The sequence below is a fragment of the Carnobacterium sp. 17-4 genome (genome assembly GCF_000195575.1).
In the GTDB taxonomy this organism is placed as follows: Bacteria; Bacillota; Bacilli; order Lactobacillales; family Carnobacteriaceae; genus Carnobacterium_B.
Genome location: NC_015391.1, coordinates 2249514 through 2269976, shown reverse-complemented (window position 1 = coordinate 2269976; position 20463 = coordinate 2249514). Strand labels below are relative to the sequence as shown.

The window sequence follows — 20463 nt, the reverse complement described above, 5'->3', positions numbered from 1 at the left end:
AATATCATTAGAGCTATAAATATGATGAAAAAAGGTCTTAATGTAGCAATGTCCGTTGACAAGAGACATTAAGAGTCTATGATAAATACTGAAAAACAATTAGAGTGTACTTATGAGGAGCGGAACCCATGGTGAATTTTTCGGATCGTCAAAAAAAAATATTGTCCCTATTATTAAAGAGTGATGAGTATATTAAAAGCGATTACATTGCAGGAGAGCTGGCAATTTCAAAAAAAACAGTGCAAAGAGAAATCAACACCATCAATATGCTGTTAACAAAATTGAAGGCAAATAAGATCGAGTCTTTAAGAGGAAGAGGCTATGCCATTCCTCATGAGTCAAAAAAAGCTATCCAGTTTGTTTTTAAAGACTATGAAGATAAAGACGCTTTGATTCCAAATATGCAACAGTCTCGAATTGAATGGATAATCAGAAAATTTGCTGTTTTGAGTATGGAAGAAAAAGGGTATACTCTAGAAAATTTTGCGGATGAATTATTTGTAAGTTTAACAACTTTGAAAAAGGATATGAATAGTGTAAAGGATGTTCTCCAAAGATATAACATCCAGCTATCCAAAATTTCAAATAAAGGATTGAAATTAAAAGGGGAAGAAAAGAACATTCGCCAATTGATTGTAGATTATTTAGTTCTTGAACAAAGTGAATTGCATTTAGACAAGATATTCAGCATATCATCTACAGATAAAGTTTCTGTCGAAGAAGTTGTAATCCGGAACATTAGGAAACATCGTATTCCGATAACGGATATAGGCTTTAGGAATCTAATTATACATGTCGAAATCGCCATTTCTAGGCTCAGATTAGATAATGGAAGTATTGATCAAAAGCCAAATATGATTGAGGAAGAATCTGACGAATACCGTTGTGCAAAGTCAATTTCTAAAGAAATAGAAACCAAAATTAATTTGCATATCCCTGAAAATGAAATAGTTAATATTTATTTGCATCTTTTGGGTCAAAAAAGAATGTTGATACGTGAGGATACACTAAGCAAGAGGATAAAGACTCCTGAAAGTGAACTATTAGAAAGGGTCCTGGTTGAAATCAATGAAATGTATCAATTAGATTTTAGACAGGATGACATCTTGAAAAATGGATTACTTTTGCATTTAGAAAGTGCATTGCATAGAATTCGACTAAATATGCCAATCAATAATGAATTAATTGAAGAAATAAAAAATAATTATCCATTTCCGATGCAATTAGCAAAACTTTTATCCAGCTCACTAGAAAAAACATTTAATATAAAAATTGATGTTAATGAAGTCGGTTTTTTAACTTTACATTTCTGCGGTGCTCTAGAAAGGGCAAATTCAATTCAAACAAATAAAGAAATACGGGCTGTAGTTGTTTGTACAACCGGATTAGGCACTTCTGTTTTGTTAAAAGCTAAACTTCAGTCAAAGCTTAATTCAAATATAAAAGTTGTCGGTGTGTATGCAATGTATCAATTAGATGATATAGAGTTTACAAATGTTGATATTATTATATCTACTGTGCCTTTGCCAAAAAAATATCTAATTCCAGACGTAGTTATTACACCAATTGTTAGTGATGATGATATTAAAAAAATTCAGGAATTTATAACTTATGGTTCTACTGAGTTTTCTATCTCTAGCTTATTTTATGAAGAACTATTTTTTTCGGAATTAAATTATGCGACAAAAAATGAGTGTTTATCTGTAATGGCTGAGAAAATTTATGACCTTGGTTTTATAGATGAAAAATGCAAAGAATCAATTTTTGCTAGAGAAAATATGGCGACTACTGAAATTGGCAATGGAGTATGTGTGCCGCATAATATGGATGGAAAAGTTTTTCGTTCTTCTATCTGTTTTGGAATTATAAAAGATCCAATATTATGGGAGTTCGGGAAAGTTCAATTGATTGTTATGATTATCGTGGATAAAAAGGCGATAAGAGAATACAAGGAATTATTTTTAGAAATATATGAAAAAGTTGATTATCAATATAAAGTTGATGAATTTATAAAACAAAAAAATTTCATTTACTTGAAAAAATTATTTAATTAGGAGGAAAAAATAATGAAAAAAATAATTGTAGCGTGTGGAGCAGGTATTGCCACTAGTACGGTAGCTTTGAGAAAATTAAAAGATGGTTTAGAAGCTAGAGGGAAAGCAGATTCTGTAAAATTTACACAAACTTCATTAGCTGAATTACCTTCAACTGTAAGCGGACATGATTTAATCGTAACGACAGCCCAAGGCGGAAATGGATATGGTGTGCCCGTTATTTCTGGCTTGGGCTTAATTACAGGAATAGGTATAGATAAAATAATTGATGACGTAATAAAAACGTTAGATTTGTAGGAGGAATTGTATGTTTTCAGAAGAATTGATATATCTAAATGAGAGTTATCATTCACAAAATGATCTGTTTAATCGAATTTCAAAAGATCTTTTTGAAAAGGGCTATGTTCATGATAGTTATCAAGAAGCACTGAAGCAAAGAGAAATAAAATACCCAACGGGATTACAAACAGAAGTATGTGGTATCGCAATACCACATACAGAAGCGATGCACATCAAAAAACAAGCTATTGCAGTGGTTAAATTAGATGAGACCATTCTGTTTAAAGAAATGGTCGGCGATGCCGATGTTTCGATTAAATTACTTTTTTTCCTATTAGTGAAGGAAAAAGAAAGCCAAGTTCAAGTGTTAAGTAATTTAATGAGTTTATTTTCAAACAATCAATTTATAAATGATTTATTGCAGTCTGAAAGTAAAATACAAATATTAGAAACTATAAATAATGAAATAAAGGAGTAAATTATGGGAATTTTGAATTATTTAGTTAACCTAGGTGCAGCAGTAATGATGCCAATCATTTTTACAGTTTTTGCATTAGTTCTAGGTGTTAAATTTGGGAAAGCATTAAAATCAGGTTTAATGGTCGGTATAGGTTTTACAGGATTAAATGTTATCATTTCTTTATTGACTGACAATTTAGGACCAGCAGCGGAACAAATGGTTCAAAACTTTGGGTTAAACTTACGAGTACTTGATGTAGGTTGGCCTGCAGCAAGTGCAATTGCGTTTGGTTCAGCAATAGGAGTACTAATAATTCCGGTTTGTATTGTTGTAAATTTACTTATGCTTTTCACTAAAACTACGAAAACGATAAACGTGGATATTTGGAACTATTGGCATTTTGCTTTTACAGGGTCAATGGTATATCTGATTACAGATGACATCATCGTCAGTCTAATTATGGCAGCGATTAATATGATTATCATTATGGTTATAGCAGATAGGACAGCACCAATGGTGGAGAGAGAATTAGGATTACCAGGAATATCAATTCCACATGCTTTCACAGGTTCATTTGCTCCAATCGCGTTTGTATTGAATGCCATTATGGATAAAATACCAGGAATAAACAAAATAAAATTGGATGAAAAAGAATTTCAAAAAAGATTTGGAATATTTGGAGATCCAGCAATTCTAGGAACATTAGTAGGAATCTTATTAGGGTTAGTGGCTGGATATGATGTTAAAAGTTCACTAAATCTTGCCATTGTTATGGCAGCTGTATTGGTTTTAACTCCAAAAATGGCAGCTGTATTAATGGAAGGGTTAATGCCAATTAGTGAAACCGTACAACAAAAAATCCAAGAAAAATTTAAAGGAAATAGTAAACTGTATATTGGCTTAGATTCAGCTGTTGGTGTAGGAAATCCCGTTACTCTAACTATTTCGCTTGTGATGGTTCCGATAACCATATTGCTAGCTTTCCTTATTCCAGGAAATGAATTTCTTCCATTTGCAAGTTTAGCTGGATTGCCTTTTATGTTTGTCTTAATTGCTCCATTATGTAGAGGAGATTTCTTTAGAACGTTGGTTGTTGGTATTATTATCGTTTCTGGAGGACTTTTAATAGGAACAAATATTGCTCCTATTTTTACAGAAGCTGCTTCTGCAGCAAACTTTTCTGTTCCAGAAGGATCAAGTTTAATTTCGAGCCTTGATTATGGTAGCTCTTGGTTACCATTTGTTATCGTAAAGATTTCCGAATATAAATGGATCGGTGTAGCTGTATCTTCTGTTGTTGCAATAGCATTAATGTATTGGAACAGAGTTCTAATCATAAAAGAAGACAAAGTCTAAGGAGTATAGAAATTAAAATGCAAATTGATAAACAAAAGCTCTACCTAAAATGTTGTGGATGAGCTAAACTAAGTTAAAAAATTAGAATCTAGATTAAGCAGCGTGAAGGATCTTTCTCACGTTGCTTTTTTTTATTTAAAATAAGTCATGAAAATTTCTTCATCCACACCAAAAAAATCAAACGGGCTAAGTTCTTTAAAGAACTTAGCCCGTTTGATTTTTTTGAGTAGATACTATTTTTAATACTAAACCAATGGCTCTAAGCTACTTAATAAGTGAAGATCTGTTGAGAGCATTTTAAACTTGATTTGTTTTTGTAACAATTTTTAGATAACGATAAACACTTGGTTCTGATACATTTAAAACTTCTGCTACCTGCGAAACAGCCCCTTTTAGTTGGAAGATACCTTTCTTCTCTAACTGTTCTACGATATGGATTTTTGCATCTTGATTCAATAAAAAGTTCTCATTAAAAACACCAGGACCAATCTCCTCAAAAATGATATCTTTTATATTGCTAGAAAGGACCTCTACGAATTCATCACCATTTTCTTGAGCGGTACTAGAGGATAGCTGATTTGGTTTAACTGTATTGTTCCGACTATCTGAGGCATCATTTTTTATATTTATGAGCTGGAGAATATCGTTAGCAATATCTTTGTATTTTGTATAATCTGTATTGATGCAAAGCATACCATCCAAATTGCCCTGATCATCCTTAATAAAAAAAGTAGAACCTTGAATGTGATTTACACCATTTGATTTTGCTTTATAATTCGTTACGTAATCACTTTTCAAGTATTCTTTTTTCTTCATAAGTTCTAAGGCAAAACCAGTAAGCGGAGAATTTTTTGTTCTTCCACTGATAGAGTTATTTGCAATTGCAGCAATATAAGAATAATCTTCTTCAATTAGATGAAACACGATTTCGTAATTAGTACCTAATGTCTTACCTAAAAAATAAACTAAATTCTCGTATTGATTAAATATCTCTTTTTTCATTTTACAAGTCCCCCTTTTTTCCCCACATATAATTATGTAAGTAAGTTACAAAGATTATAACACAATGATAAAAAATAAACATCTTAACTTTATATTTTAATAATGATTATAATTTATTTGAATGATAATAAAAAATTATTGACAGCGTTTTCTTTTAGAGTTATAGTAAGAATATAAATACGGGGAGGTGATGTATATGTACAATGTACCACAAGCTATTGGTCCTTATTCTCCATACCGAAAAGCAGGCACCCTTCTTTTTACATCGGGGCAATTGCCTATAGATCCTGAAACAAATGAACTAGAAGATACCTTTACAGATCAATGTAAGAGATCACTAATGAATATCCAGTCTATTTTAGAAAAAGAAAATTTAAAGATGGAAGATGTTATTAAAACAACGGTTCTATTGAAGGATTTATCTGATTTTGATGAAGTAAATAGATTATTTGAAGATTTTTTTGAAGAACCTTATCCAGCACGTACTGCTTTTGAAGTTTCGAAGCTTCCAAAGAATGCTATGATTGAAATTGAAGCTATTGCCTTTTTAAAATAATTCATAATAATACTTAAATAAAATGGTTACAGAAAAGTAGTTTTACCAAAAACGAAAGATGAGGGGATTTAATGGATATTTTAATTGGAACGGTTTTACTATTAGCGGTACTGTCTTTTTTCACGATATTCAATTACAAAGCGCCACACGGCTCGAAAGCAATGGGAGCGCTGGCTAATGCAGCTTGTGCAAGTTTTTTAGTGGAAGCTTTTCACTACGCCTTTTTTGGAAATGTACTGAATTTAAAATTTTTAGGAGAAGTAGGTGCTGCTAATGGAAGCCTAGGAGGTGTAGCAGCAGCGATATTAGTTCCTTTAGCTTTAGGCGTTTCTCCAGTATACGCTGTTTTGGTAGGGCTTTCTTTATCAGGTATGGGAATATTGCCTGGGTTTATCGCTGGATATCTAATTTCTTTTGTTATAAAGAAGATGGAAGAAAAGATACCGGGCGGTTTAGATTTAATCGTTATTATTGTTGTAGGTGCTCCTTTAGCTCGATTGATTGGGACAATAAGCTCTCCTCTCGTAGACGCTACCCTGCTTCAAATTGGTGAAATATTGACGTCCACTGCTAACGCTAGTCCGATAATGATGGGGATTATCTTAGGGGGGATTATCACAGTAGTCGCAACAGCGCCTTTAAGTTCGATGGCGTTAACAGCGATGTTAGGCTTAACTGGAGTTCCAATGGCTATCGGAGCATTAGCTGTCTTTGGATCATCTTTTATGAATTATGTTTTGTTTAGCAAAATGAAATTTGGAAGTAAAAAAGATACCATAGCTGTAGCTATAGAACCATTGACTCAAGCTGACATTATTTCTGCGAACCCTCTTCCCGTTTATGGAACGAACTTTATTGGAGGGGCAGCAAGCGGAATTATTGTGGCGCTTATGGGATTGGTAAACAACACTCCTGGGACAGCAACTCCGATTGCTGGTTTTGCAGTTATGTTCGCGTACAATCCAGCAGGGAAAGTACTGATCACGGCCTTAGGATGTATCATTGTCAGCGTGGCCAGCGGCTATCTTGGATCGTACATCTTTAGAAACACCAAAATCGTAACGGCTGATGAAGTTAGATCAGACGGTGGGTTGGCGAAAAAGAAAACGGTTGAAGTTGTATCTGACATTAAATTTTAAAGAAGTAAAAGGTATGTGCTAACGATAACAAATTGATAACCGTGAGGGGGGCAATTAATGCTTGATATTAGTAGAATCAGAACAAACGAAGATCATTATCACCAACGTATGATAGATAGAGGGATAGAAAAAAGGGTAATCAAGGAAATTATAAATTTAGATGAGGATCGAAGAACTAAACTAAAAGAAGTTGAATATTTGAGAAATGAAAAAAATATGGCTTACAAAAAAGTTCAGCAGTTGAAAAAAAATGGAGTCTATACTGATGAAGTGGACTACGATACAAAAGAAAAGAATAAAGAAATTAAAAAGTTACAAGAACAACTGACGAGTATCGAGGAAGAATTAAATGATATTCTCTTTACACTTCCGAATATAGCAGATGGAAGTGTTCCTATAGGAAACGATGAACAAGAAAACGAAGAAATACGCGTTAATGGTGAGAAAAAAAAATTTGAATTTGAGGTATTACCTCATTACGAACTGGGAGAGAATCTAGGTATACTCGATTTTGTAAGAGGGTCAAAAGTTGCAGGTAAACGTTTTGTATATTACAAAGGACTAGGAGCTAGATTGGAAAGAGCTGTTTATAACTTCATGCTAGATTTACACACTAGAAAGCATGGGTATACAGAAGTAATCCCACCTTACCTAGTGAAGGAATCGGCGATGTTTGGTACAGGACAGTTTCCTAAATTTAAGGAAGACGTTTTTAGTATAGAAAATGAAAATTTAGTGTTGATTCCAACTGCTGAGGTTCCGTTGACGAATTATTACGCTAATGAAATTATTGAATACGAAAAACTGCCTATTTATTTTACCGCATTAAGTCCTTCATTCCGTTCAGAAGCTGGAAGTGCTGGAAGAGATACACGCGGATTGATCCGGATGCACCAATTCCATAAAGTTGAAATGGTCAAATTTACCGACAAAGAATCTTCTTTTGATGAATTAGAAAAGATGACGCATGATGCTGAAGAAGTATTGCAACTATTAGAGATTCCATATAAGACTATTGTATTAAGTACAGGAGATATGGGGTTTTCTGCTACAAAAACGTATGATATAGAAGTGTGGTTTCCCTCACAAGATACTTATCGAGAAATATCTTCGTGTTCAAATTGTTTAGATTTCCAGGCACGAAGAGCTAAGATCCGGTATCGTGATTCAAAAGGAAAAATTGAATTTGTGCATACTCTAAACGGATCTGGATTAGCAGTAGGAAGAACGGTAGCTGCTATTTTAGAAAACTATCAACAGTTAGACGGTAGTATTCTTGTTCCAACTATACTCATTCCTTATATGGATGGTATTGAGGTCATTCATTGATCATCTGATTTTATATTTTAATAAAACAGATAAGTCAAAAAGATTTATAAGAAATAATAATCGGTCTAAAATTTGAAAATAATAAAAACACCACTAGAGTGATCTTAGGAGGAAATAATATGAATGAACAAGTGATTGCAGGGAAAACATTGGGAAATTGGAAAGAAGAAATTCCAGTCTTAAAAGATATAATGAACACGAAAAATGTTTTTTGGATTAATCGTTTCAAGAGTGATTTTGCAACGGCCTCAAAAAAAGTGGAACTTTCTAAAACCAATGTAGATGATGCTGAAGCACGTTTAGCCCGTTTTGCTTCATATATTGAAACCGCATTTCCAGAGACTGAAAAAACAAAAGGAATCATTGAATCAAAAATATCGGCAATTCCAGCAATTAAGGACGAATTGGAGAGTTATTATGATACAATTATTGAAGGAAAACTATTACTAAAACGTGATGACACGTTACCAATTGCAGGAACGATCAAGGCAAGAGGAGCAATCTATGAGGTATTAAAACATGCGGAGACATTGGCGTTAGAAAATGGATTGTTGAAGAGTATCGATGAAGACTATGTTATTTTCGCAAGTAGTGATTTTCGCGATTTCTTTGCTAAACATAAAATTATGGTAGGAACAACTGGGAATCTAGGAATTAGTGTAGGGATAATGGGAGCAAAACTAGGATTTGAAGTTACTGTTCACATGTCTGTAGAAGCAAAGCAATGGAAAAAAGATTTGCTTAGATCCCATGGTGTAACAGTTGTTGAACACAATACAAACTTTACAAAAGCAGTGGAGAATGGAAGAATGCTATCAGATCAAGATCCATCCTGTTATTTTGTAGATGATGAACATTCCGTGGATTTATTTTTAGGCTATACAGTAGCCGGAAGTCGACTTAAAAAGCAATTAGATCAACAAAAAATACAAGTTGATAAAGACCATCCATTATTTGTTTACTTGCCATGTGGTATTGGTGGCAGCCCAGGCGGCATCACATTCGGATTAAAACAAGTTTATGGGGACAATGTTCATTGTTTCTTTTCAGAGCCAGCACACATGCCTTCAATGATGCTAGGATTGATTACCAATGAGTATGACGAAGTATCGATAGATGATTTTGATATTGATGGTAAAACGGGAATGGATGGTTTAGCAGTTCCGAGAACATCAGGTTTTGTTTCGAAATTAATGAAAAACTTCTTTGACGGCGGGTTTACACTGCAAGAAAAAGAAGCGCAACATTTATTGACAGCCATGATTGATAAAGAGAAAATTTACTTAGAACCAGCAGCTTTAGCTGGTGTACCAGGAGTAGCTCGTTTATTCGGTACACTAGAAGGAAAACGTTATTTAGCAGAAAAAGGATTGACTGAAAAGATGAATCAAGCAACACATATTGCATGGGCTACTGGAGGAAGTATGGTTCCTAAAGAAGATATGGTAGAATTTTATCGACAAGGCTTAGAAAAAAGTAAAGTTTAAGCTGAATTGAGAAAGCATTAGAAGCAAGTAAACTGCATATAGCAGTAGCTGAAAAATTATTGCATTATAAAGTATTAAAATAAATAATTATGGTGAATTTAATAGATTACTAATCAAAAAAAGAGTGTGAAATGGGTTCTACGTTAAATCACGTTTGTGAATAATAAAAAACTTGTAATTTCAATTCTTTATATAGGTTTCATGAATTGCGTTAAGCAATCATGAAACCTATTTCTTTTTTTAAAAATTTTTCTTCCGTTTGTATTTTTAGTTTTATATTAAAATATAAAATGAATCGGTTTTTGTAGTTACTAAAGTTTCTGTAGCTAGAAGCAACACGACTAAGGGCTTTGATTTTATTATTAAGCCTTCGATTCTTTTTTATTATAGGGGTAGGTAACCTTATTTTTAATGCAAAATATCACAGGAATAAAGCCCGCATAACTTGCATTTATATCTATTGTGATAGTTTGGACATTTTATCCATTTAAATACTTAAACTCTTAAAAAGATAAGTGAGAAGGAAGTGAATAATAGAAAGGTTTATAGTTCTTTACTTCTTCGTTGATTACGCGATAGATATTTCTTAGGGTGTAAGTCAATAGCTCCTTGATAAATTTATATCTCCCCCTTGTATTGACCATATTCCACGTATTGATCTTTAAATAACCTATTTTCGTCATGAATATCTAACACATTTCGCATAGAACTTATTCTACAAAATGAAAAAGTGCATTTTTTTATCTAAAGCATATTAAAAAAAATTCTTACACAAAAGTACTTTTCTTTAACCAAGTTTAATAAGAATCATGATTCAACTCGGAAATCTAAGTATTCTACTTTTAAAAAATTTTTAATAGCTAAGGCTGTTGCACCAAAAAGTGAAGCTTTAATTCCAAGTCGAGACTCATAAAGTGGAGTGTTCTTATTGAATGAGGTTACTAGCCTATTATTAACGGTTGGTAAAATTCCAGGTATTTTTCTGGTTAAAGAGCTGTTTATATAAATGATTTCAGGGCCATAGGTAGCAATAAGGTTATTAATACCAATACTTAAGTTTTCAGTAAATTTATTGATAAGTGTTAAACTTTGCTCATCATTCTTCTCAAATGAACAGACTAGATCATCAATAGATAAAGAGGGATCATTTTTTAAAAATCGGAATTGATTCACTATCGATTTTTCTGAACAATATTGTTCAAAACAACCATGATTTCCACAAGGGCAATCTAAGCCATGGGGATAAAGAGTCATATGTCCAATTTCTCCGCTTCTTCCATTTAACCCACAATACAAAGAACCGTTCATAACAATACCAGCACCAATACCACTATGGATACTCACGCTCACAAGATTATTTTTTTTTGATGAAAAAGTACTCTCTGCAAGAGCAGTTAGGTTAGCTTCATTTTCCAGGTGAATAGGAATATCTATAATATTAGATAATTCTTTAAATAAATCGATTTTATCCAAGTTGTAATAAGGAGTAAATAAAATATTGTTCTCAAAAACAATTCCGTGTATGGCTATAGTAACGCCAATAATTTTATAAGGAAGCTCAGTTGCTAGGTTTGTGTATGATTCAATAATATCTTCAATGATTTCTACTACATTTTCTTTTGTAATTAAAGTACCTGTAGTTCTTTTTTCCTTTACAAGCTCCCCATTTAAGTAGGTCAACATAGACGCAATATAATCATACCCTAAGTCGATTCCTAAGGAAACTCCAGCATGCTTATTTAATTGTAGCATGATAGGTTTTCGTCCACCTGCTGAAGAGGCGTTTCCGATGCCAGTTTCATTGATTAATTGATCATTAATGAGTTTTTTTACAATTTCTGATATAGAAGCTTTATTTAACCCAGTACTTTTGGAAACTGCAGAACGTGAAATTTCTGAATTATTTATAATATTTGTTAAAACAATTGCTTCATTTTGTTCTCTGATTGTATATTTATCCGCAATCATTTAAATCAATCCTTTGTCTTTGTATTTTTTTTGTTAGTGAGATGATTAAAGAGTCTACGTTTTAATTTTTTGAAATTTATTTCTAATAGTATGTTTGACTAACAAACCAAATGATAGCACAAATTTCATAATAAGGAAAAAAGAATTTTTATATAGCTTATTGTATTTGAAAAATAAGAAAAGTGAAATTAAAGTAACACCTTACTGATAATTAGAAAATTTTGTTCAGCATACTAAATATTAGAAGGATATTTTAGTTATAAAACAAATTATGGTTTTTTATATCATTAAGATAAAGAAGAGAAAGACTAAATCAGTATGCTTAATTAGTTTGAGGTTATTTATCAAAAATAATAATGAAAGCGCTTGACAAAAAATGGAAAAGGACTTATTATTTAGCTATGAGTTAGTTTGGTCAACAAACCAACTAACGAAATATTATATTATAGAGGGGGAAAAGATGAGGAGATACTTATAACACCTAATGCTTCGTTTTTAACGATTTAAAATCCTATCTACAAAGTATTTTCAGTAAAACGTTAAGATTTTTAGTTTTATTGATTTCATAAGTATTTATCCATGCATAAAATTCTTTACATAGACAAAAATGATATACCTATAAAAAATATTCTAATTTAACAAGAAAAATACTGAATTAGAGTATGAAATAAATAGTGAAACGAAAAGGAGGATCTTTAATTTTTGTTTATGGTGAAAGGTAAACTCTTTATATACAGTTAAATTTTATCTAGTAATCTTTTAATTAAAAGGAATCCGATTTTTATACACTAATGGAGGTAAGAAGATGAAAAGAAGATGGGGTATTCTGTTAACAGCAAGTATGGTAACTCTTTTAGCAGCATGTGGAAATTCAAGTGAAGAATCAGCAAATGGAAAAGAAAATGGAAATGATAAAGAAAAGACAGTTGAGATTTGGTCATTTACAGATGAAATTTCAACAATGATAAATGATTATTATTTACCTAGCCATCCAGATTTAGATTACAAAATTAATGTAGTTACTACACCAACAGAGCAATTTGAAGCAAAACTGGACCCTATATTAGGATCTAAAGACGCTCCAGATGTTGTTTTGATGGAAGGAAACTTTGCGAAAAAATATGTTGAGTCTGGTATGTTGACTGACTTAAATCAATTTTCTAGTTTATCTGAAAATTTAGAAAATACTTATGATTATGTAAAAGAAGTAGGTACGAACAAAGATGGTGTTCAAGTTGCAAATGCTTGGCAGGCAGCACCAGGAGCATTTTTTTATCGTGATAGTTTTGCTAAGGAATATCTTGGTATAGAAACTCCTGAAGAAATGCAAGAAACAATCTCTACTTGGGATGGTTTTTATGAAACCGCTAAAAAAATAGATGAAGCTTCAAATGGTGAGTTAGATATGATATCTGGTATAGAAGATTTATCTTTTCCTTTCTACAGTACTAGAGAAAAAGGTTGGGTAGTAGATAACCAGCTTGAAATTGATAATAATATTACAGAACTATTGGAACTAGCAAAGAAAATGAATGAAGAAGGTTTAATGTTAGATGCTCCTCCTCAAAGTGAAGCCTATTTTTCAGGAATGTCTAATAACAAAGTTTTTGGTTACAGCTTACCTACATGGGGACTACATTTTTGGTTAAAACCTAATGCAGAGTCATCTGATGCTTCTAACTCTACTGAAGGTGATTGGAAAATGGCAAAAGGACCTGCTACTTACTTTAGAGGCGGTACATGGATGGGAGTTACAGAAACATCTGACACTAAGGAAGCAGCAGCAGATATAGTAGAATATTTAACTACTGATCCTGAATTTTTGAAACAGTGGGCCGAAGATACAGGAGATGTCGTATCAAATAGAACCGTAGTTGATGAAATAAAAGGAGGTTTTTCTGAGGAATTCTTAGGTGGCCAAAATCACTATGAACAATTTGCTGATCAAATTGATTCAATCGATGCTTCTATCGTTACAGAATATGATCAAACGTTAAATACTCTTTTCAATGATTCAGCTTTGATTCCTTACTCAAAAGGTGAAATAAAACTTGACCAAGCAATAGATGACTTTAAAAATGCAGCAAAAAATGCTTATCCAGATTTAGAGATTGATTAAGCTTTAAGACCTAAAATGAGGGATAGCATTGTTTTGAAATTGCTATCCCTTTTTTAAAAGAGTTAGGAGGATTCTATCGTGTTAAAAGAAGAAACTATTTTGAGTAAGGAGAAAACTAAAAGAAAAAGAAAGAGTTTAGAAAGTTATAACAATTATGCTTATATCTTTCTATTACCATTTTTTTTAGTTTTCTTATTTTTCAATTTGTATCCTACACTTTATACCATTTTACTTTCTTTTACGGATTTAGGTGGGTGGGATACAGAATTTAAACTAGTAGGTATTCAAAATTTCATTAATCTATTTAGTAATGCATTGTTTCTCAAGTCTCTAACGAACACGCTTGTTTTGTGGACGATGAACTTTATTCCACAGATCGTTTTGGCAATGATTTTAGCTTTTTGGTTTTCAAATAGAAGATTGAATTTGAAGGGAACTGGGTTTTTCAAAACAATATTCTATTTACCGAATATTATTACAGCCGCTTCTGTAGCGCTCATCTTCTATTCTTTGTTCAGTTACCCGGCTGGACCACTTAATATGTTGCTACTTAAATTTGGAGTATTAGATGCCCCATTTGATTTCTTTAGAAGCGTGATGGGGACCAGATTGATTGTTTCATTCATTCAATTTTGGATGTGGTATGGACAAACGACTATTGTTCTACTAGCAGGTATATTAAGCATTGACGAGTCGCTATTTGAAGCAGCTCGTATAGATGGAGCTAGTGATATGGCCGTTTTTAAAAATATTACTATGCCATTACTAAAACCTATTACACTTTATGTATTAATAACATCATTAATAGGAGGATTACAAATATTCGATATTCCTCTTCTATTAACGAATGGGGCTCCTAATAACAGTGTAGAAACGTTGATGACTTTTATTTATAAACAAGCTTTTCAAGGAAGCAGAAGTCTAAACATTGCTTCAGCTGGTTCAGTTGTTCTATTAGTTATTTCAATTGTTTTTAGTCTATGTATTTTTAGATCTTTTAAAGAAAAAAAGGTGAATTAAATGAAAAATGATAAGTTAATTGCTAAAAGACAAAGAATGTTGATATACATTTTCTTTGGAATATTAACCTTTCTTAGTATTATTCCTTTTTGGATCGTACTTGCAAATGGAACTAGGTCTTCGGAACAGATTCAACAAGGAATATCTTTATTTGCAGGAAGTAATTTAAAATATAACTGGGATGTACTAATGAATAAAGGTTTCGATATTTTTAGCGGATATACGAATAGTTTTATTATTGCAAGCCTTTCTACAATATTGACGTTGTATTTTTCTTCTTTAACAGCATATGGGTTAACTGCTTATAAATTTAAAGGGAAAACCTTTATGTTTTCAATGATTATGTTTTTGATACTCATTCCACCTCAAGTAAGTATGGTAGGATTTTATCAATTTATGAGTAAGTTAGGATTATTGAATAGTTATATTCCATTGATTCTTCCTGCTATTGCTGCTCCATCAACTGTATTTTTTATGAAACAATATTTAGAAACCGTTTATCAAAAAGAAATAGCAGATTCAGCAAGAATGGACGGGGCGGGAGAATTTAAAATTTTCCATACGATTATATTACCATTACTTAAACCAGGTCTAGCCACTATGGGAATCTTTAGTTTTGTATCTTCTTGGAATAACTTTTTAATGCCACTAGTATTGATTAATGAACAAGATAAATATACCTTGCCTATGTTGATGCAATTACTTAAAACAGATACCTATAGAACAGAGTACGGAAGCATGTATTTGGGCATATCATTGTCTATCGTTCCGTTACTGCTGATTTATCTACTCCTATCAAGATACATTATAGGCGGTGTTTCAGCGGGAGGAGTAAAAGGATAAAGGAGATAAGAGTTGTTTTATACTAAATCGCTTTGCTTGCGAGATTTTCTTAGTGAATGATTTTTGACCAAGAATAAGAATTGAGTTCATTTTAAAAACAGTGAAACAAATTAATGAAAACGTTGACAAAACAAAACTAAAACATTATGATTAGTTTAGTTAGTATGACGAACAAACAAACTAGCTAAAAGGATTTATTACTTAAACAAAAATTAGGAGGACTAACCATTATGACATACTTTCCATCAATCGATAAAATTAAATATGAGGGACCAGAATCAACAAATCCTTTCGCATTCCGTCATTACAATCCGGAAGAAATAGTACTAGGAAAAACTATGAAAGAACAATTGCGTTTCTCAGTAGCTTATTGGCATACATTTACAAATGATGGGTCGGATCCATTTGGTAAAGGCGTCAATCAAAGAGACTGGTTAACGGATGATCCAATGGAAACGGCAAAAAACAGAGTAGAAGCATCGTTTGAATTTTTTGAAAAATTAGGAGTTGAGTATTTCTGTTTCCATGATATGGATGTGGCTCCTTACGGAGAAACGCTAGAAGAATTTTTCACAAATTTAGATATAATCACAGATCTTATTCAAGAAAAAATGGACCAAACAGGAATTAAATTATTATGGAATACAGCTGACAGACATTCTAACCCTATATATGTTCATGGAGCTGCTTCAAGTTCTAATGCAGATGTTTATGCTGTATCAGCTGCACAAGTGAAAAAAGGGATTGATATCAGTAAAAAGTTAGGCGGAAAAAATTTCGTTTTCTGGGGCGGACGTGAAGGTTACGAAAATCTAATCAATACAAATATGAAATTAGAAGAAGAAAATATTGCTCGTCTTTACCATATGGCGATTGATTATTCGAACAAAATTGGTCATGAAGAGCTGATGTTCTTACTAGAACCTAAACCAAAAGAACCAATGAAACACCAATACGATTTTGATGCAGCAACAAGTATGGCATTCTTACAAAAATACGATTTAACTGATCGTTTCAAATTGAATTTAGAAGCAAACCATGCAACCTTGGCTGGTCATACATTTGAACACGAAATGAATGTAGCTCGTAACTACAACGCTTTAGGATCACTTGATGCGAACCAAGGAGATATGCTTTTAGGATGGGATACAGATGAATTCCCAACAGATGTTTATTCAGTAACCTTAGCTATGGTTGAATTTTTAGAAAACGGCGGAATTGAACCTGGAGGAATCAACTTTGACGCAAAAGTACGCCGAACATCATTTGAAATGGAAGATTTGTTCTTAGCACATATTGCAGGAATGGATACCTTTGCTAGAGGATTAAAAGCAGCTGCTAAAATAAAAGAAACGCGCTTCTTAGATGAATTAAAAGAAAAACGTTATGCAAGTTATGAAACAGGTATTGGTTCAGATATTCTATCTGGGAAAGCAGATTTAGAAACATTGACAACGTATGCTTTAGAACATAACGAAATCAAAAATGAATCATCTCATATTGAATACATCAAATCAAAATTAAATGATTACTTAATTTAAGAGACACTATCAAAGAGGAGGTAGGAAATGATTATAAAAAACCCTGTATTAAGAGGTTTTAATGCAGACCCGTCAATTATTAGAGTAGATGATACGTATTATATTGCAAACTCGACATTTGAATGGTTTCCTGGAGTTCAAATTCATGAATCAAAGGATTTAGTGAATTGGCAATTGATTACACACCCCTTGTCAACAACAACATTACTAGATATGAAAGGCAATAAAGATTCTGGTGGTATCTGGGCTCCTGACCTTTCATATGCGGATGGCAAGTTTTGGTTAGTGTATACGGATGTGAAAATAACAGAAGGGCCATTTAAAGATGGAACGAATTACTTAACAACTGCTGAAAATATCTATGGACCATGGAGCGATCCAATTAAATTAAATGGTGTGGGTTTTGATGCTTCATTATTTCATGACGATAACGGGAAAAAGTACCTTCTTCAAATGGAGTGGGATCACCGTGAATATCATCACGCTTTTAATGGAATCAAATTGACGGAGTATTCAGTTGAACAACAAAAACTTCTTCCTAAAACGGCAAAAATCATTTATCGAGGCACAGATGTTAAATTAGTTGAAGGGCCACATATTTATAAAATATTTGGATATTATTATCTGTTTGCTGCAGAGGGTGGAACTGTTTATACCCACCAAGAAGTTGTTGCTCGTTCAAAAGAACTTTATGGAGAGTACGAAACTCAACCTGGTGAAGCATTCTTAACGGCTTATGACTCTCCAAGAAACTATCTTCAAAAGTGTGGACATGGGGCTTTAGTTGAAACACCTAGTGGAGAATGGTATTTTGCCCATCTAACCGGACGACCTTGGCATCATGCTCTAGAATCAGCAACCGATCCTAGAGGATGGTGTACATTAGGTAGAGAAACAGCCATTCAAAAAGTAGAATGGGACGAAGAAAAGTGGCCAATGATTGTTGGTGGCAAACAAGGTGCAAAAGAAGTTGAAGCACCAAAAGATGCCATTGAAACGCTTTTTGAACTAAACTATCTTGAAAAAGATAATTTTGATGAGAAAGAATTGAACATTCATTTTAATACCTTAAGGGTCCCTTTTAATGACTATTTAGGATCCTTAACAGCTAATCCAGGACATCTTCGTTTGATAGGCCGTGGTTCTCTCACAAATGAGCACGAACAAGCCTTAGTAGCTCGTCGTTGGCAAGCTTTTGAGTTTGATGCAGAAACTGCAGTTAACTACCAACCGAAGACCCACCAACAAATGGCTGGATTAGTAAATTACTACAATACTCAACATTGGTCTATGATTCAAGTTACATGGAATGAAATTAATGGACGAGTGATTGAGGTCACGCAAAATAATCGTAGAATCTTTACAAGTTTTCTTAAAGAAGAAGCAATCAAAGTACCTGAAAATGTCGAATATGTTTATTTTAAAGTGAAAGTGCGCACGGATTATTATACGTATGCCTATTCCTTCAATGGGACAAATTGGATTGATATTCCAGTGAAACTAGATGCTAAGATTTTATCAGATGATTATGTAAATCAAACTTATGGAGGTTTCTTCACAGGAGCTTTTGTAGGAATGGCGAATATTGATTATTCTGGTTATGAATTAGAAGCTGACTTTGATTACTTTTCATATAAAGAAAAGTAATCAAAGAAGTTTAGAGTAATAACGACTTATAAGTAAGTAATAACATTAGGTTATATAATTGGTCTTTTACAGTAGCTTAAGATTAAGTATCTTACTCCTACTGTAAAAGACTTTTGTTTATTCTAAAGCTCGTTATTGTTATTAAAAAAACTGCTAACAGCAAAGTGAGGAGAAAAAAATATGTCATACGTATTAGGATTAGATTTAGGAACAGGTTCGTTAAAAGGACTACTGATGACAAAAGAAGGAACCATCATCACTACTCAATCTGCTGAATATCCCTTGATTACACCACAATCGGGATATAGCGAACAAGATCCAGTAGAATGGGTGAAAGCTGCTGAAAAAGTGATTCAAACTATCGTTAAAGAAATTCCGGATGCGGCTTCTGGTATTCAAGGAATCAGTTTTTCAGGTCAAATGCACAGTTTAGTTTTACTAAATAAAAAAAATGACGTGTTGAGAAATGCTATTTTATGGAACGATGTACGAACAACTGAACAGTGTCAGGAAATTACTGAAACACTAAAAGAAGACTTGATCAGTATCACAAAAAATCGTGCGTTAGAAGGATTTACATTACCCAAATTATTGTGGGTGAAAGAGAAGGAACCCGAAATCTGGCAACAAGTAGAACGTTTTTTACTGCCTAAAGATTACTTAGGATATTGGTTGACAGGAAATCAACAGATGGAGTATTCAGATGCTGCAGGTACGTTATTGTTGGATGTTGAACAGAAGTGTTGGAGCAGAAAAATAATGGATGCTTTCGATATTGAAGCACGCATCTGTCCACCCCTAGTTTATTCTACTGACTATATTGGAACAGTTCGGGAAGAATTACTTGAAATATTGGGTCTTCAAGGGCGAATTGAAGTATTTGCAGGAGGAGCCGATAATGCATGTGCTGCTGTAGGAGCGGGTATCGTTAAAGAAGGTGTTGCCTTAGCAAGTATTGGAACGTCAGGTGTATTTTTATCATATGAAGAGACAGGTGATAAGAACTACGAAGGTGATTTACATTACTTTAACCACGCTGCAAAGGATGCCTATTATTCAATGGGTGTTACATTAGCAGCGGGACATAGTCTGACCTGGTACAAAAATACTTTTGCAGAAAATGAAACGTACGATGAATTGCTAAAAAAAGTAGATGCTATTCCAGTGGGTTCGGACGGATTGTACTTTACTCCTTATATTGTTGGAGAACGTACTCCATATGTGGATAGTAAAGTTCGAGGAACTTTTATCGGAATTGATGCTAACCACACAAGGAATCACTTTACTCGAGCTGTATTAGAAGGAATTACTTATTCATTAAAAGATTCACAAGTTTTAATGGAGAAAAAGTCAGGTAAATCATTTAATAAAGTTGTATCTGTAGGTGGAGGAGCAAAGAATAGTGATTGGTTACAGATGCAAGCAGATATTTTTGATGCAACGATTGTAACGATGTCGACAGAGCAAGGACCAGCTATGGGAGCCTCTATGATAGCAGCCGTAGGAGTAGGCTGGTTCTCTGATTTGGAAAAATGTGCAGAAAAAGTTGTTTCTTATAAGAAAGAGATTTATCCAATACCAGAAAATGTAGAGAAATATAAAATTTTTTATAAAAAATATAATGAGATTTATCCAAGTACTAAAGATTTTTTCCGTTAAATAT

Annotated in this window: 16 protein-coding genes; 14 read left to right on the top strand and 2 right to left on the bottom strand. The window is 33.0% G+C overall.

Going from position 1 to position 20463, the window contains the following annotated elements:
* Positions 1 to 128 precede the first annotated feature (128 nt).
* From CAR_RS10730 to CAR_RS10715, 4 genes are read left to right on the top strand one after another with little or no spacing between them, the layout of a single operon-like run.
* A complete protein-coding gene (locus tag CAR_RS10730; RefSeq protein WP_013711757.1) occupies positions 129 to 2054 on the top strand; it encodes a BglG family transcription antiterminator in 1926 nt (641 codons plus the stop codon).
* A 12-nt stretch (positions 2055 to 2066) separates the two neighbouring features.
* Positions 2067 to 2351, top strand: coding sequence for a PTS sugar transporter subunit IIB (locus tag CAR_RS10725; RefSeq protein WP_013711756.1), 285 nt, complete (start codon positions 2067 to 2069; stop codon positions 2349 to 2351).
* Positions 2352 to 2361: 10 nt separating this feature from the next.
* Complete coding sequence (locus CAR_RS10720) at positions 2362 to 2811, top strand: PTS sugar transporter subunit IIA (protein WP_013711755.1); 450 nt, start codon at positions 2362 to 2364, stop codon at positions 2809 to 2811.
* Between the two features lie 3 nt (positions 2812 to 2814).
* On the top strand, positions 2815 to 4149 hold the full coding sequence (locus tag CAR_RS10715; protein ID WP_013711754.1) for a PTS galactitol transporter subunit IIC: 1335 nt from the start codon (positions 2815 to 2817) through the stop codon (positions 4147 to 4149).
* A gap of 297 nt (positions 4150 to 4446) precedes the next feature.
* On the opposite strand, the gene CAR_RS10710 is transcribed toward CAR_RS10715, so the two are convergent.
* Positions 4447 to 5151 (bottom strand): helix-turn-helix transcriptional regulator, encoded by a 705-nt coding sequence (locus CAR_RS10710; RefSeq protein WP_013711753.1) that lies wholly within the window; start codon positions 5149 to 5151, stop codon positions 4447 to 4449.
* Positions 5152 to 5347: 196 nt separating this feature from the next.
* Between CAR_RS10710 and CAR_RS10705 the strand changes: the two genes are divergently transcribed.
* The 4 genes from CAR_RS10705 to CAR_RS10690 all read left to right on the top strand — a co-directional run bounded on the left by CAR_RS10705 (position 5348) and on the right by CAR_RS10690 (position 9662).
* Positions 5348 to 5707 carry a RidA family protein gene (locus CAR_RS10705; RefSeq protein ID WP_013711752.1) on the top strand — a complete coding sequence of 120 codons (360 nt, stop codon included), beginning with the start codon at positions 5348 to 5350 and terminating at the stop codon, positions 5705 to 5707.
* A gap of 71 nt (positions 5708 to 5778) precedes the next feature.
* A complete protein-coding gene (locus CAR_RS10700) occupies positions 5779 to 6846 on the top strand; it encodes a PTS sugar transporter subunit IIC (protein ID WP_013711751.1) in 1068 nt (355 codons plus the stop codon).
* A 57-nt stretch (positions 6847 to 6903) separates the two neighbouring features.
* Positions 6904 to 8175, top strand: coding sequence for a serine--tRNA ligase (gene serS, locus CAR_RS10695; protein WP_013711750.1), 1272 nt, complete (start codon positions 6904 to 6906; stop codon positions 8173 to 8175).
* Positions 8176 to 8294: 119 nt separating this feature from the next.
* A complete protein-coding gene (locus tag CAR_RS10690) occupies positions 8295 to 9662 on the top strand; it encodes a D-serine ammonia-lyase (protein ID WP_041556625.1) in 1368 nt (455 codons plus the stop codon).
* 807 nt (positions 9663 to 10469) lie between these two features.
* Here CAR_RS10690 and CAR_RS10685 read toward each other — a convergent pair.
* Positions 10470 to 11630, bottom strand: a complete 1161-nt coding sequence (locus CAR_RS10685) for an ROK family protein (protein ID WP_013711748.1) — start codon at positions 11628 to 11630, stop codon at positions 10470 to 10472.
* Between the two features lie 805 nt (positions 11631 to 12435).
* On the opposite strand from CAR_RS10685, the gene CAR_RS10680 reads away from it, so the two are divergent.
* The 6 genes from CAR_RS10680 to xylB all read left to right on the top strand — a co-directional run bounded on the left by CAR_RS10680 (position 12436) and on the right by xylB (position 20459).
* Entirely contained in the window at positions 12436 to 13749 is a 1314-nt protein-coding gene (locus tag CAR_RS10680; protein ID WP_013711747.1) for an ABC transporter substrate-binding protein, read from the top strand.
* A 78-nt stretch (positions 13750 to 13827) separates the two neighbouring features.
* Positions 13828 to 14769 carry a carbohydrate ABC transporter permease gene (locus CAR_RS10675; protein WP_013711746.1) on the top strand — a complete coding sequence of 314 codons (942 nt, stop codon included), beginning with the start codon at positions 13828 to 13830 and terminating at the stop codon, positions 14767 to 14769.
* Positions 14770 to 15612, top strand: coding sequence for a carbohydrate ABC transporter permease (locus CAR_RS10670; protein ID WP_013711745.1), 843 nt, complete (start codon positions 14770 to 14772; stop codon positions 15610 to 15612).
* Positions 15613 to 15842: 230 nt separating this feature from the next.
* On the top strand, positions 15843 to 17153 hold the full coding sequence (gene xylA / locus CAR_RS10665) for a xylose isomerase (RefSeq protein WP_013711744.1): 1311 nt from the start codon (positions 15843 to 15845) through the stop codon (positions 17151 to 17153).
* Positions 17154 to 17180: 27 nt separating this feature from the next.
* Complete coding sequence (locus CAR_RS10660; protein ID WP_013711743.1) at positions 17181 to 18800, top strand: glycoside hydrolase family 43 protein; 1620 nt, start codon at positions 17181 to 17183, stop codon at positions 18798 to 18800.
* Positions 18801 to 18980: 180 nt separating this feature from the next.
* Complete coding sequence (gene xylB / locus CAR_RS10655; protein WP_013711742.1) at positions 18981 to 20459, top strand: xylulokinase; 1479 nt, start codon at positions 18981 to 18983, stop codon at positions 20457 to 20459.
* Positions 20460 to 20463: the final 4 nt, after the last annotated feature.

What these genes read in the sequence shown, in the direction of transcription:
- CAR_RS10730 (WP_013711757.1), top strand. Translation starts at nt 129, where the DNA reads ATGGTGAATTTTTCGGATCGTCAAAAAAAAATATTGTCCCTATTATTA.
- CAR_RS10725 (WP_013711756.1), top strand. Translation starts at nt 2,067, where the DNA reads ATGAAAAAAATAATTGTAGCGTGTGGAGCAGGTATTGCCACTAGTACG.
- CAR_RS10720 (WP_013711755.1), top strand. Translation starts at nt 2,362, where the DNA reads ATGTTTTCAGAAGAATTGATATATCTAAATGAGAGTTATCATTCACAA.
- CAR_RS10715 (WP_013711754.1), top strand. Translation starts at nt 2,815, where the DNA reads ATGGGAATTTTGAATTATTTAGTTAACCTAGGTGCAGCAGTAATGATG.
- CAR_RS10710 (WP_013711753.1), bottom strand. Translation starts at nt 5,151, where the DNA reads ATGAAAAAAGAGATATTTAATCAATACGAGAATTTAGTTTATTTTTTA.
- CAR_RS10705 (WP_013711752.1), top strand. Translation starts at nt 5,348, where the DNA reads ATGTACAATGTACCACAAGCTATTGGTCCTTATTCTCCATACCGAAAA.
- CAR_RS10700 (WP_013711751.1), top strand. Translation starts at nt 5,779, where the DNA reads ATGGATATTTTAATTGGAACGGTTTTACTATTAGCGGTACTGTCTTTT.
- serS (WP_013711750.1), top strand. Translation starts at nt 6,904, where the DNA reads ATGCTTGATATTAGTAGAATCAGAACAAACGAAGATCATTATCACCAA.
- CAR_RS10690 (WP_041556625.1), top strand. Translation starts at nt 8,295, where the DNA reads ATGAATGAACAAGTGATTGCAGGGAAAACATTGGGAAATTGGAAAGAA.
- CAR_RS10685 (WP_013711748.1), bottom strand. Translation starts at nt 11,630, where the DNA reads ATGATTGCGGATAAATATACAATCAGAGAACAAAATGAAGCAATTGTT.
- CAR_RS10680 (WP_013711747.1), top strand. Translation starts at nt 12,436, where the DNA reads ATGAAAAGAAGATGGGGTATTCTGTTAACAGCAAGTATGGTAACTCTT.
- CAR_RS10670 (WP_013711745.1), top strand. Translation starts at nt 14,770, where the DNA reads ATGAAAAATGATAAGTTAATTGCTAAAAGACAAAGAATGTTGATATAC.
- xylA (WP_013711744.1), top strand. Translation starts at nt 15,843, where the DNA reads ATGACATACTTTCCATCAATCGATAAAATTAAATATGAGGGACCAGAA.
- CAR_RS10660 (WP_013711743.1), top strand. Translation starts at nt 17,181, where the DNA reads ATGATTATAAAAAACCCTGTATTAAGAGGTTTTAATGCAGACCCGTCA.
- xylB (WP_013711742.1), top strand. Translation starts at nt 18,981, where the DNA reads ATGTCATACGTATTAGGATTAGATTTAGGAACAGGTTCGTTAAAAGGA.